This window comes from Variovorax sp. VRV01, assembly GCF_014852545.1.
Taxonomy (GTDB): Bacteria; Pseudomonadota; Gammaproteobacteria; order Burkholderiales; family Burkholderiaceae_C; genus Variovorax; species Variovorax beijingensis_A.
The window spans coordinates 128,597-142,927 of record NZ_JACVBS010000017.1 but is presented as its reverse complement, the minus strand read 5'-3'; the positions used below and the strand labels follow the sequence as shown (position 1 = coordinate 142,927).

The following is a 14,331-nucleotide window of genomic DNA, read 5'->3' as shown; positions in this document are numbered from 1 at the left end:
GTGTCGACGCCGCAAGCGGCGCCGACGTCCCGGTCGGTCAGTGGTGAAACGCGAGGCCCATGTGAAGCTCGTCGTCGAGCGAAGGGACCACGGGCGGTGCGTAGGCCGTGAGCGAGTCGGCCGATGACGCCAGGGCCGGCACCGTGGGCGATGGCTGCGTGCTCGCAAAGGCCGGCGGGAACGCGGCCTGCAGCAGCGCCTGCAGCGACTCGGCCGCGTTGTAGGCATGCAGCATGTCGGACAGCTGCGTGCCGCCCCACGGGCTGTCGCCGTAGGGGGAATGCGGCGCATCTTGCGATTGCTGCTGCTCGAGCGACACCGTCACTTCGTCGACGCCGGCCAGCCCCAGCGAGTCGGCCGAGGTGAAGAGCGCTGCCGCCGCACCGGCTGCGGGCGTGTAGTTGACATGCAGCGTCTGGCTGGCCAGATTGCTCGCATCGCCGTCGCGGTCGACCACCTGGTAGCTGACGGTCTCGTCGTAGTTCTGCGAGCCGCTGGTGCGCGGTGCCACCTGGTAGCTGAATTCGCCCGAGTCGAAGTCCACGACCAGCTTGCCGCCCTGCGCCGTGGCGATGGTGACCTCGTGTGTCGCCGCGTTGTAGCTGTAGTCGCTGCCGGCGGCGGGGCCGGTCTTCGTCATCAGTCCCGTGCTGCTGTCGAAGGCGTAGGTGGTGCCGTCGATGCTCAGTGTGGACACATGGCCACCGTCGGCGCCGAAGCCCGACGAGCCACCGAGGCCGCCGGTCAGCAGGTTGCTGACCGTCGGCGGCACGCCGATCGTGCCCTGCAGCACTTCGTTCAGCTGGCTGGTGTCGGTGATGATCTGGCCGTTGGTGTTCGCGCCGGTGTTGCCGTTGTAGGCGATGGGGTCGATGAAGCCCTGCGCCGCCGCATCCAGGCTGGAACCCAGGCCCAGTGCGAACGAGTTGATGTGGTTGTCGGTGAGGAAGTTCGTCCAGATCGCTTCTTCCCCGGCCTGGATGCCCCTGTCGGCCGTACTGCTGTTGCTGCTGTTCGCCAACTGCTCCGTGTTGCCGTCGCCCAGCGTCGGCTCGCCGTCCGTGAGGAAGTAGGACACGTTCTGGGCCCCGTCCAGCTTGCCGGTGGCCGAGAAGCCGTTCATCGCCGCAGCCAGGGCCGCGTCGTAGTTGGTGCTGCCACTGGCCTGCAGGTTCTGCACCAGCGCCTTGGCTTCGGCCGCCGTCATCCAGGCCTGCTGCGACGCCCCGGTCGTGCTGAAGGTGACGAGCTGCACCCGCACCTCGCCGTACAGGTCGTAGCCGTCGATCAGATTCTGAACGGCCTCTTTCGCTCGGCTGAGGCGTGTCGGGGTTTCCTGCCCCATGCTCCCGGAGAGGTCGAGGACCACCATCAGGTTCGTGTTGATCGGCGCCACGTCGACGGCCTGCTCGCCATTCACGAGCACCGGCGCGTCGTCCTTGACAGGCACGTCGAAGCCCACCGGCGCGGCGCTGGCCTGGCCGTCGGTCACATGCGCCTCGAAGTGCAGGTTCGACACGCCCTCGCCGTTGCCCGCGGGGTGGTCGATCGGTGCCTTCAGCGTGACGGTGTAGCCCGCCTCGAACAATCCCGCGCCGTCGGCGGTGACGTTGCCCACCGCCACGGTCATCACCTCGGTGGTGACACCGCCGACGGTGACGCTGCCCGTGAGCGTGTGCGTGCCCGCGTCCCAGGTCCACGACACCGGCTGGCCGCCGGAGGTGACGCCGGCCGGTCCGCTGAGCGACACCGACAGGTCGCCGGCCAGGCTGTCCGGGTCCGCGATCGATATCTTGCCGGTCGATTGCACCGGCGGCTCTCCCGCGCCCGCGATGCCGCCGGGCAGGCTGCCTTCGGACACGGCGTCGGCATTGGTCACCGTGGCCGATGGTGCGTCGTTCACCGGATTGACGGTCACGTTCACCGTGCTGGTGGTCGTGCCGCCATGGCCGTCGCTCACCGTGACGGTGAAGCTGTCGGTGCCATTGAAGTTGGGGCCGGGAACGTAGGTGTAGGTGCCGTTGGCGTTCACCGTGACCGTGCCGTGCGATGGGTTGCTGCCCTGGGCGTAGGTCAGCGTGTCGCCGTCGTCGTCGTTGCCGACGACCTGGCCGCTGACGGGCGTGTCTTCGCTCGTGACCTCGTTGTAGTCGGGCACCGCGGGTGCCTCGTTGAGGTTCTGCTCGTTGAGCGTGACGGGGATGCTCGTCGTGACCGTGCCGTCGTTCGCACCGACCACCAGCGCATGTGCGTTGGCGCCCGCTTCGTAGTCGTTGACGAACGCCGCAGCGCCCGAGGCCGTCAGGCTGATCTCGCCCGTGGCCGGATCGATGCTGAAGTAGCCGTTGTCGTTGCCCGAGAGGATGCTGTAGGTGACGGTTGCACTGTCGATGTCGGTGGCGTGGACGGTGCCGAGCACGGTGCCTGCGGGGCGGTTCTCCTCATAGCCGAAGACGTAGCCGGTGCTTGTGTCCACCGGCGTGCCGCCGGCGTCGACGAACACCGGGGCGTCGTTGACCGGGTCGATGGTCACGGTCACCGTGCTGGTGGTCGTACCGCCGTGGCCGTCGCTGACCGTCACCGTGAAGCTGTCGGTGCCGTTGAATTTCGCGCCGGGGACGTAGGTGTAGGTGCCGTCGGCATTGACAGTGACCGTGCCGTGCGCCGGGTCGCTGCCCTTCGCGTAGGTCAGCGCGTCGCCATCGACGTCGCTGCCGATGACCTGGCCGTTGACGGGGGTGTCTTCGTCTGTCGTCTCGTTGTAGTTGGGCACCGTCGGTACGTCGTTCACGGGGTCGATGGCCACCGTCACGGTGCTCGTCGTCGTGCCGCCGTGGCCGTCGCTGACCGTCACGGTGAAGCTGTCGGTGCCGTTGAAGTTGGCGCCGGGGACGTAGGTGTAGGTGCCGTCGGCGTTGACCGTAACGGTGCCGTGCGCGGGGTCGCTGCCCTTCGCGTAGGTCAGCGCGTCACCATCGACGTCGCTGCCGACCACACTTCCGCTGACCGGCGTGTCTTCGTTCGTGGTCTTGGTGTAGTTCGGCACCGTGGGTGCATCGTTCACCGGGTCGATGGTCACCGTCACGGTGCTCGTCGTCGTGCCGCCGTGGCCGTCGCTGACCGTCACGGTGAAGCTGTCGGTGCCGTGGAAGTTGGCTCCGGGAACGTAGGTGTAGGTGCCGTCGGCGTTGACCGTGACGGTGCCGTGCGCGGGGTCGCTGCCCTTCGCGTAGGTCAGCGCGTCACCATCCACGTCGGCGCCGACGACCTGGCCGCTGACGGGCGTGTCTTCGTTCGTGGTCTCGATGTAGTTCGGCGCCGTGGGTGCATCGTTCGCCGGGTCGATGGTCACCGTCACGGTGCTCGTCGTCGTGCCCCCGTGGCCGTCGCTCACCGTCACGGTGAAGCTGTCCGTGCCGTTGAAGTTCGGGTTCGGCGTGTAGACGTACGTGCCGTCGGCGTTGACCGTGACGGTGCCGTGCGCGGGGTCGCTGCCCTTCACGTAGGTCAGCGCATCACCGTCAACGTCGGTCCCGACCACACTTCCGCTGACGGGCGTGTCTTCGTTCGTGGTCTCGGTGTAGTTCGGCGCCGTGGGTGCGTCGTTCACGGGGTCGATGGTCACCGTCACGGTGCTCGTCGTCGTGCCGCCGTGGCCGTCGCTCACCGTCACGGTGAAGCTGTCCGTGCCGTTGAAGTTGGCCCCAGGTGTGTAGGTGTACGTGCCGTCCGCATTGACAGTCACCGAGCCGTGCGCGGGGTCGCTGCCCTTCGCATAGGTCAGTGCGTCACCGTCCAGGTCAGTGCCCGTCACCTGGCCGCTGACGGGTGTGTCTTCGTTCGTGGTTTTGGTGTAGTCGGGTGCCGTCGGTGCATCGTTCACCGGGTCGACGGTCACCGTCACGGTGCTCGTCGTCGTGCCGCCGTGGCCGTCGCTGACCGTCACCGTGAAGCTGTCCGTGCCGTTGAAGTTGGGGTTCGGCGTGTAGACGTACGTGCCGTCGGCATTGACCGTGACCGTGCCGTTCGATGGATCGCTGCCTTTCACGTACGTCAGCGCATCGCCATCCACGTCGGTGCCGACGATCTGGCCGCTGATGGGCGTGTCTTCGTCTGTCGTCTCGTTGTAGTTGGGTGCCGTCGGTGCGTCGTTCGCCGGGTCGATGGTCACTGTCACGGTGCTCGTCGTCGTGCCGCCGTGGCCGTCGCTGACCGTCACTGTGAAGCTGTCCGTGCCGTTGAAGTTGGGGTTCGGCGTGTAGACGTACGTGCCATCGGCATTGACCGTGACCGTGCCGTGCGACGGATCGCTGCCTTTCACGTACGTCAGCGCGTCACCCTCCACATCGGTGCCGACCACGCTCCCGCTGACCGGCGTGTCTTCGTTGGTGGTCTCGGTGTAGTCGGGTGCCGTCGGTGCGTCGTTCACCGGGTCGACGGTCACCGTCACGGTGCTCGTCGTCGTGCCGCCGTGGCCGTCGCTGACCGTCACCGTGAAGCTGTCGGTGCCGTGGAAGTCCGGGTCTGGCGTGTACGTGTAGGTGCCATCAGGGTTGACCGTCACCGAGCCGTGCGACGGGTCGGTGCCCTTGATGTAGGTCAGCGTGTCGCTGCTGTCGAGGTCGCTGCCGGTCACGCGGCCGCTGACGGGCGTGTCTTCGTTCGTGGTCTCGGTGTAGTCGGGCGCCGTGGGCGCGTCGTTGACGGGCGAGACGGTCACGGGCACTGTGACGGTGGTGGTGCCGCCCCTGCCGTCGCTGACGATCACTTCGAAGCTGTCGGGGCCTTCGTAGCCGGGCTGGGGGGTGTAGACGAAGTGGCCCGTGGACGGGTCGACGGTGACGGTGCCGTGCTCGGGGGCCTTGGTGACCGTGTAGTTCAACGCGTCGCGATCGGCGTCGGTGGCGTTCACCTGGCCCTGCACGGGCTTGTCCTGCGCGGTCACGACGGGCTCGGCCTTGCCTTCGGGGCCACGGTTCTGCGGCGGGAGCAACGGCGGGATGAAGGCCGAGCCACCACCGCCGCCGCCGCCACCACCGCTCGCGGCCGCACCGACGCCCAACACGCCGAGCGCACCCAGCAGCCAGCCCGGCACACCGTCGGGCAGCAGCGCGCCGCCGGCGTCGTTCCACTCGATTTCGGTGAAGTGGAAGTCTTTCCAGGGCGCGGTGTACTGGCCCCACCACTGCACGCCGGCGCCGTCTTCGAGCACGAGGTCGTTGCGGCCGCCGTCGGGGTACTCGGCGAAGAAGCCGCGCACGGCGATTTCCTGGCCGTCGCGCAGCACGAGCACGAGGTCGCCGCCGCGGCGCTCGAACTTGAGCACGCTCTCGGGCGCAACCTTCAGCGAGACGATCGACGGGCGATCCAGAACCAGAGGGGCTTCAGCCGCCGCTTTGCGGGGGGCGCCACCAGACTTGTAAACAGCTTCCATGATTTGTCCTTGCTCCTTGACTTCGAACCTCGGGCGAGCCTTCGTCTTGGACGAACAGCCCGGGTCGCACATTGGGAAATCTCGAGCGCAGCTTGCGTCTCTCGAGGACTCGCAGCGAGGCCCGGTGCGTGGACCACGCCGGCTTGCGCTTGCATGGGGCGGGATTCTTGGTGCGAGGTGTCGGCCGGACTTTTGCTGGAAAGGCTGTGGCTTTTTCCGCAGCGGACAGTTGTTTACAAACGTGTGCAAACGTCGAATACTTCACACAAATGGCAAAAGAAATCAAACAATTTGCACATTAAGGAAAGCAGATGCAGCCGGGCCAAGGTGGCCGGTGGCTTCTGGGGCTTTGTAAGAGCGCCTGCTTCTTTTGCTGGACGGCATTGGCCGGCTCTTTGCTGCAATACCGGCAATGCTGGATTCGCCCTCCTCCAGCGCCCCGTTTTCCCTCTGGCAGAGGCGGTTTCGGAGACCCGCGCGCGGCATCCCGTTTTTGAACCATCGGCGCGAATGGCAGGTCACCCAATAAGGACTGAATACCAGTCATTGGTTGAAATGGCATTTCTTGTGACAATGATTAATTAATATTTTGGTTACATTGTTTCGGTCACCGGGCGTGCAAACGCCGTGTCCGCGCCCTTCCTGCCCATGTCCTATTGGTCCGCGCCGGAGCCCCGGAGAGCTCATCTTCTCGTTGTCGACGACAACGTTGACGAGCTCAAGCTCTTGCTGGAAACGCTGCGGGGTACCGGTTACCGCATCACGCTCGCTTTCGACGCGATGGAGGGCTACCGACGCGCGACGACGCTGCAGATGGACCTGGTGCTGCTGGACGTGCGCCTGGGGCGCACCGACGGTTTCAGCGTCTGCCGCCTGCTGAAGGCCAACCCCACCACGGCGGATATCCCGGTCATTTTTGTCAGCTCGTCGGCCAGCCTGGAAGAACGCCTGACGGGCCTGCGGGCCGGCGCGGTCGACTACATCGTGAAGCCCTTCGAGCCGGCCGAGGTGATGGCCCGCATCGAAATCCACCTGGCGCTCGCGGAATCCCGCAGGGCGCGCACCGCCGCTGGGACACGACCTGCGCCGCCGCCCGACCGCCCCGCGGCGAACGATGGCGGTGCGGCGGGCGCGGGCATGGACCACGCGCTCCTGCAGGCAGCCGAGCGCCTGATCCTGGCCGACCTGAGCCGCGTGCCGCCGCTGCGCGAGCTGGCTGCGCGCGTGGGCACGCACGAGAAGCGCCTGTCGCGCGTGTTCAAGGAGCTTGCGGACCGCACGGTCTTCGAGTTCGTGCGCGAAGCACGGCTGCACGAGGCGCAGCGCCTGCTGCTCGAATCGGCGATGCGCATCGAGGAGATCGCCGCGGCGGTCGGGTTCTCCAGCGCCGCGAATTTCGCGACGGCATTTCGCGAGTATTTCGATTGCACGCCCTCTGCCTGCCGCCAGGCCGGCGCCGGCCGGTCGGGCACCTGAGGCGCGATGCAGCCGGCGCGCCTGTCCCGATGGACGAGCTGCCTGCTGCTCGGCCTGGCCTTGTGGCTGTGCGTCTTCGCGGCCCGCGCGGCGGAAGCGATCAAAGTCAGCGCGCTGGCCCGGGACGACATCGCCGTCGCGCAAACCGTGGAGGTGCTGGAAGACCCGACGGCCCGCCTGTCGGCGAGCGAGGTGTTCGCGCTGCCGAGCGGTGGCGCGAACGGCTTCGTGCCCGCCACGCCCGACCAGTTGGTGCGCGGGTTTTCGTCATCGGCCGTCTGGCTGCGCCTGTCGCTGGTCAATGACACGCCGGACCTCCGCACGGCACGGCTCGGGCTCGACGCGACGTGGCTGCGGCATGTCGACTTCCACCTGCTGCGCATGCGCAACGGGCAACCCGCGTGGACGCACGCGCAGGCCGGCGTGTCCGACCCGATGGATGCGACGCACCGCCACGACCGCATTCCGCAACTACGGATCGACCTGCAGCCGGGAGAGTCGGTGCGGGTGCAGGTGCGGGTCATGAGCACGGACCAGATCCAGCTGGTGCCGGAACTGCACACCGAGGAGGCCTGGCATCACTTCGAACGCAACCACGCGCTGCTGAGCGGCCTGCTGATCGGCGGGCTGCTGGCCTTCGCGGTGTATTCGGCCGCGCTTTGGTGGATTTCGCGCGCGCCGATGCCCGCGTTCCAGGCGGGGAGCTTTGTGCTGCTGGCGCTGTACGAGGCCACCTACCGCGGCTATGCGCGCATTGCGCTGTGGCCGGACAGCACCGGCTGGAGCTATCGCAGCCACGGCGTGTTGCTGGCGGCCACGGCGCTGTGCCTGCTGCTGTACTTTCACGAGCACAGCCGCCGGAGCCCGGTGCGCGTGCCCGGGCGCCCGCTGCTGCATCTGCTGGCGGGTGTCGAAATCGCCGTGCTGCTGGGCACCCTGTTCGGCCCTTACGCGAGCTTCGCGGCCGTCGGCATCGTGAACGCGCTGCTGATCGTGCTCGCACTCACGGCCTGCATCTTCATCTACCAGCAGCGCGTTGGCCCGGTCGGTCGGCTCTCTTTGCTCGTGATGCTGGTGATCTGCGTGGGCATGCTGGTGCACATGTCGGCGATGATGTTCGCGGAGCACCCGATGTCCGGCTTCGACCACGATGCGCTGTCATTCCCGGGCATGCTGGCCGCCGCCTTCGCGATCACGGCCTGGTCGTTCCGGGAGACGCGCCAGCGCGACGCGGCGCAGCAGACGCTGCTGCTGTGGCAGGCCCAGGAGCAGCAGCGGCTCGACGAAGAAGTGGCGCGCAAGACCCGCGCCCTGAGCAAGGCGCTGGGCCAGGCCGAGCAGCGCACACGCGAGCAGAAGGAACTGCTGGCCTACATCAGCCACGACCTGCGCGCGCCGGTGGCCACCATCCTCGGGAGCCTCAAGCTGATGCAGGACGCCGGCGGCACGCCCGCGCCCGCGCAGCTCGCCACCATCGAACGCAGCGCGGCCTACCAGCTGGAGCTCATCGACGACCTGGTCGACTATGCCAAAGGCGAGCTGGCGCCGCTGGCCGTCGAGGCGCAGCCGGTGCAGTTGCGCACGCTGGTCGACAACATCGCGCGGTACGCGGAGGCGCTCGCGCAGCGGCAGCACAACAGCTTCGAACTGACGATCGACGGCGAGCTTCCGACCCTGGTCCGGCTGGACGGCAAGCGGCTGCAGCAGGTGGTGCTGAACCTGCTGTCGAACGCGGCCAGGTTCACGCGCAATGGCGCCATCGGACTGCGGCTGCGGGCCCAACCTTTCGGCGAGGCCTGGCAACTGCATTTCGAGGTGACCGACAGCGGCACGGGCATCGACCCCGACACGCTCGACCGCATCAGCCGCCTGCTGGCCGGCAACGCACCGAGCTTGGCGGGCGGCGGCCTCGGGCTGTTGATTGCGCAGCGCATCGTGCAGCGCATGGGCGGACAACTCGCGATCCGCAGCGGCATGGGCACGGGAACGCGGATCGCCTTCTCGCTGTCGACCGGGCCTGCGCTCTCATCGGATGCGCCACCCGCACCGCCGCCGCACCCAGTCTCCGCGCCGATCCCGCACGCAACGCCGAGGGCGCGTGGCCGGTCGCTGCCGGCATTGACGCCGCTGTCGCCGGCGCAGAAGGAGGAACTCGAGGTGCTGGCCCGCGATGGGCGATGGAGCGATCTGCACGAATGGGTGAACCGGTTGGCCGCGGACGCACACAGCCAGCCGCTGGCGCAGACGCTTCGCCAGGCGCTCGATCGGCTGGATTTCGAGCAGATCCGCCTTATTGCGCGGGCGGCGCCCGCGCATCAGACACGCACCATCTAGAAAGTATCCGGAGATAGTTTTGACCGTCAGCTGGGCCTTGCGAGACGCGATGATGACGGCGGCGATGCGGACGAACACAACTGATGCGGGCAGGCCATCTCCCATTCCCGAGCAGTTCCGAATTGCCTTGAAACTCGCTCTCCTTCGAGGAGAAGCGGGGTTTTCTTTGCGCCGAGACAGATCGGGGCAAGGCATGTCTCGTCCGTACTTCTCCAGGTATCTGCGCTGCCGCCAAAGCCAGGTACCGACAGCAAGGAGAAAAATCCAATGCTGACAGACACTTTCGTGAGGCAAGTGAAGCACAAGGGCACCGAGATCGGCGAGCGCTACGCGGACGGCGGCGGCATGTACCTGCGCGTCAAGGCGGCAGGCAAGTACTGACGCATGGACTACCGGTTCAACGGCAAGGCGAAGACGCTGGCCTTGGGCGTCTACCCTGCGGTCTCGCTCGCGAAGGCCCGGCAACGGCGCGACAAGGCCCGCGAGCTGCTTGCCGACAACGTCGATCCCGGCCTCGCGAAGCGGGCAGAGAAACTGTCCCGGGCGGTGGAAGCAGCCAACACCTTCGAGGCGTTGGCGCGGGAATTCCATGCCACCAAGGCCAGCAGCTGGAGCCCCTCCTATTCGGAGCGCTGGCTGCGCATCATGGACAAGGACCTGTTCCCCTACATCGGCAAGCTGCCGATTGCCTCGATCCAGGCCAAGGATCTTCTGCACGCGCTCAAGCGCACCGAGGGCCGGGGCGTCATCGAGACCGCCCACACCCTGCGCCAGTGCGCCGGACAGGTGTTCCGCTACGGTGTGCAGACCGGCCGGTGCGCAAGCAATCCGGCGCCCGACCTGCACGGGGCGCTCCGGCCGGTGCTCACCAAGAGCATGGCCGCCGTGCTGGAGCCACAGAAGGTAGGCGAACTGATGCGCGCCATCTACGGCTACAAGCGGGCAGCCGATCACCCGCGCGGCCCTCCTCCTGTCCGCCCTGCTCTTCCAGCGTCCCGGCAACATCCGTGCGATGGAATGGGCCTGGATTGACCCTCATAAGGCGATGCTGACCATCCCGGCGCAGGACATGAAGCGCCGACTGCATGAAAAGCTCAACGGCCGTCCCCACTTCGTGCCGCTGGCGACGCAGGCACTGCAGACGCTGGAGGAAATTGCGCCGCTGAGCGGACATGGCCGGTACGTATTCCCCAGCATCCGCACGGGAGAGCGCCCCACGAGCGAAAACACCGTGAACGCCGCGTTGCGAAGGCTCGGCTACACCAACGACGAAATGACCGCCCACGGCTTTCGTGCGATGGCTCGCACGGGCATGGCGGAGCAGTTGCACGGCATTTCGCCCGATGACATCGAGGCACAACTCGCCCATGGCAAGAGCGGGCCGCTGGGCGCAGCCTACGATCGTGCGCAATTCATGGACATGCGCAAGGACATGATGCAGCGCTGGGCGGACTATCTGTATCAACTTGCCCGAAACGCGCAAGTCCCAACGCTCCGGGTGGCCTAGCTGCGATTCCGCAACACCTCCATCGAGCACATCACGGCCGACGGTGGGCGAGCGGCGCACAACCGGAAGGAGGCGATGAATCAATTCGCGAATGCACGTCCGACCGTTTCCGGTCGGCGTATCGTTGCCTGCGCCGCCGATACACGTGTCATCCCGCCGAGGCCACTGACACGCGCGGCGCCGGCCTAGAAGCCCTCGGGCACGTGCAGCCGCCAGGCCCGCACGTACCTGGTCGCGCTCATCCCATGGGTGAGATAGAAGTCAAATTCCATCGGGAAGCGGCGCATCAGATCCAGCGAACTCGCGCGGTAGCCAGCGCGCTCCAGATAAAAGCCGATGACCTGGTGATAGGGATAGGTGAACCGCAGCTTTCCCAGCATCGCACCCATCGCGTTCACCGACACCACGTCCTTGGCCAGCTCGAAGGCCTTGGCCACTTCGAACACCCCGCCACAGTAAGCAGGCCGCACGGCTGCATCGATCAGCGTGCGCTCGACGTTGGTGGCACGCACGCTCACGCGGCTGTCCGAATTCAGCTGGGCCTCGTGGTCCAGCACGCCCAACTCACCCGTGTTGGAACTGTTGATCAACAGCACCTGCCAGTTCTTGAAGTCGGCGGAGTTGTTGCTGAGGCGGGCGGGCTGCTGAAATGCGTCATCGATCGCCGACTGAGTAAGGGAAGTACTCCACTGCTTGTCGCTGGATCGCTCGTGGCTGAGATAGAGAACCTTCGACACCTGCTCCGTCAAGCCATGCAGCCGCATGGCCGTGTAGTGGCTGTAGTAGCTGCGCGGCTTCAAGTGAAGCAGCAGCTCCATCGTCGGTAGTTCCCCCCAGACATACAGCGTCTCCGGCTGACGGGGGAATGCGAACTCGTGCTCCCGAAGCTTTCCTTCCTTCTTGAGGAAGGCTATGAAATCGCGAACGGTGGTCCGTTGGGCAAGGCCCCAACCCGCTCGCTCGCGCGCAAGAACACCCATCATCTGCTTGGGCCTGATCACCGGGGGCAGTGCTTCAAAGTACGCCAGGATGTCGGGCTTGGCGATCTGGAGGCGAGAACGATCGGTGATCGAATTCATTCAGTGCTGCGAGGCATATATGCCTCGCAGCATGGCGCAAAACAACAAATTGAACAATCAAGCAAGGCGCCGCGGTGGCAATTGACAAAATCGGCCTGAATAACCATGCTAGGTGGCATATATGCCACCTAGCATGGCAAACTGAAAATGCGTTTGACGAGTGCTTTCATCGGTGAATGCCCGGAATACAGGGTCCCGCTCGTCTTGCAGACAAGCCACACTGCCTTAACCGTCACGCTGTTCATCTCTGTACTCCTGCAGCGTTTGAACTCCCGTGGACAGGGAGGCATCTCCTGGTAATCCAATCTTTCGTCCACACCCCCCACACGTTGGCGCCTTACGGCGCCGGCCATTGCATCACTGCGATAACAGGAGGGTCTTGAAAAACTGTCAGAAATTACGTCATACTTCTAACACCTCAAGGTTATCGCCATGCAGACCCTTGCCAAACAAGTTCTGGAGCACGCCGCCGGATTGCCGGAAGGCACGCCCTTGGTCGCCAAGGAATTACTGCACCTAGGGAACCGGGCCGCCGTGGACCAGGTTCTTTCTCGGCTGGTGCAGCGGGGCGCGCTGCTTCGCGCGGGCCGCGGCATTTATGTCCTGCCGGTCGAGAGCCACTTTGGTTCCCGTGCGCCCTCGACCGCCAGGATGGTCGAGGGGCTAGCCAGTCAGCGCGGGGAAACCATCGTGTCGCACGGCGCAGCCGCCGCCAACGCGCTCGGGCTCACGACTCAGGTGCCGATGCGCGCCGTCTACCTGACGTCCGGCCCCAGCCGCCGCCTGAAGCTGGGGGCGCAGACCGTGGAGTTGCGGCATGCGCCGGTGTGGCAGCTGATCTTTCCTGGCCGCGCTGCCGGCGATGTGGTGCGAGCGCTGGCCTGGTTGGGGCCTGAAAAGGCCGGCGCTGCGCTGCGGGCACTGCGCGCCAAACTGCCACCAGCCGAGATGAATGAAGTGGCGTCGGCACGCGCGCGCCTGCCGACGTGGATGGCGCAGGAGGTGAGTACGCTGGTGCCGCATGGCTGAGTTCTTCGAGCTCTCTGTCGACGAACGCCTGGAGGCCCTTGTACAGGCCGCCAACGCGTCAGGGCGCCCTCCCCATCTGCTGGAAAAAGACGTTTGGGTGGTCTGGTCCCTGCAACATCTCTTCGCCACGCCCTATGCGCCGCATCTTGTTTTCAAGGGTGGCACATCCCTCTCGAAGGCCTATGGCGTCATTCAGCGCTTCTCCGAGGACGTGGACCTCACCTACGACATCCGCGCCATCGCCGGCGATCTGATCGGCGATGCAGGTACACCGCTTCCAGCCAGCAAAAGTCAGGAAAAGAAATGGAGCAAGGAGATCCGCGCCCGCTTGGCCGACTGGGTGGCCACCGATGTCGTCCCGCGGCTCCAGCAAGACCTTGGGCAGCATGGCCTGCCCGCCACGGTCCGGGCCGAAAATGACAAGGTGTTCATCGACTACACGTCCTTGGCCTCGGGAACGGGTTATGTCCGGTCGGCAGTCATGCTCGAATTTGGCGCGCGATCCACCGGCGAGCCGTGCGAACTGCGCTCCGTTCACTGCGATGCAGCCGCACACCTGCGGGGCGTTGTGTTTCCCGAAGCGACGCCAAAGGTGATGCGTGCCGAGCGGACCTTCTGGGAAAAAGCCACTGCGATTCACGTCTTCTGCGCGCAAGGTGCCTTTCGAGGCGGAGATAGGTTCGCCCGCCATTGGCACGACGTGACCCGGCTGGATGCCGCCGGGTTCGCCGACTCGGCGATTGCGGACGCGGCGCTGGCGAAAGCGGTGGCCGATCACAAGAGCATCTTCTTCGCGGAAAAGAACCTGGATGGTGGACTGATCGACTACCACGCTGCAGTCGCGGGCGGTCTTCGCCTCATCCCCGACGACGGCGCCTTGGACAAGCTGGCCGCCGACTACCAGCACATGGTTGACGATGGCTTGTTCCTCGATGAGGTCGAGTCGTTCGACACCCTTCTCCAACACTGCAAGACCGTCCAAGAGAAAGCGAATGCGGCATGAGTCCTGGGCGGCCGAGCCCCTTGGATAGCATCGACCTGCGATGGACGCACCATGGTCGATCTTTCGTCCATTGAGCGGCGCAAGCTGGAGCTATTGAGCTTCTGGTGGTAGACCGCGACGATAGCGAAAGCCGCGACGCCTATGAGCAACGCTAGGGGGCCTGATTGCCATCCCGCTACAGCGCAGATCGCGGAATCAATCGCGCATCCATAGAAAAGCTTTGAATTCCGCTCGCTTTCCAGGCGGTTCAAGTAGGCCGTATTCAACCGATAGATCATTTCTTAACCCAGCACTCGCAAGCAACGGACTCTTGATCCGTCGGTCGAGTGTTCTAGTCACTCAGGGCCCATCAACCAACACCGCGTCATCGCTGAAAAGCCCGCTATCCGAAAGGTAGCGGGCTTCCTTCATTGCGGCGGAATATGAGACAAGACATGCGACGCCTCTCATATCCAGTACGTTGCAACCC

At 65.6% G+C, this 14,331-nt stretch carries 6 protein-coding genes and 1 pseudogene; 5 read left to right on the top strand and 2 right to left on the bottom strand.

Annotated features, from left to right (window positions below; all coding sequences use genetic code 11):
- Positions 1 to 37: 37 nt before the first annotated feature.
- Positions 38 to 5,434 carry a tandem-95 repeat protein gene (locus IB278_RS25975; protein WP_192326536.1) on the bottom strand — a complete coding sequence of 1,799 codons (5,397 nt, stop codon included), beginning with the start codon at positions 5,432 to 5,434 and terminating at the stop codon, positions 38 to 40.
- A 648-nt stretch (positions 5,435 to 6,082) separates the two neighbouring features.
- Here IB278_RS25975 and IB278_RS25970 point away from each other — a divergent pair.
- From IB278_RS25970 to IB278_RS25960, 3 genes and pseudogenes are all read left to right on the top strand, one after another.
- Complete coding sequence (locus tag IB278_RS25970; RefSeq protein WP_192326534.1) at positions 6,083 to 6,910, top strand: DNA-binding response regulator; 828 nt, start codon at positions 6,083 to 6,085, stop codon at positions 6,908 to 6,910.
- A gap of 6 nt (positions 6,911 to 6,916) precedes the next feature.
- Positions 6,917 to 9,244, top strand: coding sequence for an ATP-binding protein (locus tag IB278_RS25965; protein ID WP_192326532.1), 2,328 nt, complete (start codon positions 6,917 to 6,919; stop codon positions 9,242 to 9,244).
- 267 nt (positions 9,245 to 9,511) lie between these two features.
- A pseudogene (locus IB278_RS25960) lies at positions 9,512 to 10,751 on the top strand (tyrosine-type recombinase/integrase).
- Between the two features lie 185 nt (positions 10,752 to 10,936).
- Here IB278_RS25960 and IB278_RS25955 read toward each other — a convergent pair.
- The gene (locus IB278_RS25955) at positions 10,937 to 11,830 is read right to left on the bottom strand and encodes a type IV toxin-antitoxin system AbiEi family antitoxin domain-containing protein (protein ID WP_225613177.1); all 894 of its coding nucleotides are present in this window, start codon (positions 11,828 to 11,830) and stop codon (positions 10,937 to 10,939) included.
- A gap of 432 nt (positions 11,831 to 12,262) precedes the next feature.
- Here IB278_RS25955 and IB278_RS25950 point away from each other — a divergent pair, with 432 nt between their 5' ends.
- Together IB278_RS25950 and IB278_RS25945 are read left to right on the top strand one after the other, a co-directional pair.
- A complete protein-coding gene (locus IB278_RS25950; protein ID WP_192326530.1) occupies positions 12,263 to 12,859 on the top strand; it encodes a DUF6088 family protein in 597 nt (198 codons plus the stop codon).
- Positions 12,852 to 13,862, top strand: a complete 1,011-nt coding sequence (locus tag IB278_RS25945) for a nucleotidyl transferase AbiEii/AbiGii toxin family protein (protein WP_192326528.1) — start codon at positions 12,852 to 12,854, stop codon at positions 13,860 to 13,862. Before IB278_RS25950 ends, IB278_RS25945 begins: the two co-directional genes overlap by 8 nt.
- The last annotated feature ends 469 nt before the right edge of the window (positions 13,863 to 14,331 follow it).

Bases quoted from the DNA above. Each gene is read 5' to 3' on its own strand.
- IB278_RS25955 (WP_225613177.1), bottom strand. From the start codon at position 11,830: ATGAATTCGATCACCGATCGTTCTCGCCTCCAGATCGCCAAGCCCGAC.
- IB278_RS25970 (WP_192326534.1), top strand. From the start codon at position 6,083: ATGTCCTATTGGTCCGCGCCGGAGCCCCGGAGAGCTCATCTTCTCGTT.
- IB278_RS25950 (WP_192326530.1), top strand. From the start codon at position 12,263: ATGCAGACCCTTGCCAAACAAGTTCTGGAGCACGCCGCCGGATTGCCG.
- IB278_RS25975 (WP_192326536.1), bottom strand. From the start codon at position 5,434: ATGGAAGCTGTTTACAAGTCTGGTGGCGCCCCCCGCAAAGCGGCGGCT.
- IB278_RS25965 (WP_192326532.1), top strand. From the start codon at position 6,917: ATGCAGCCGGCGCGCCTGTCCCGATGGACGAGCTGCCTGCTGCTCGGC.
- IB278_RS25945 (WP_192326528.1), top strand. From the start codon at position 12,852: ATGGCTGAGTTCTTCGAGCTCTCTGTCGACGAACGCCTGGAGGCCCTT.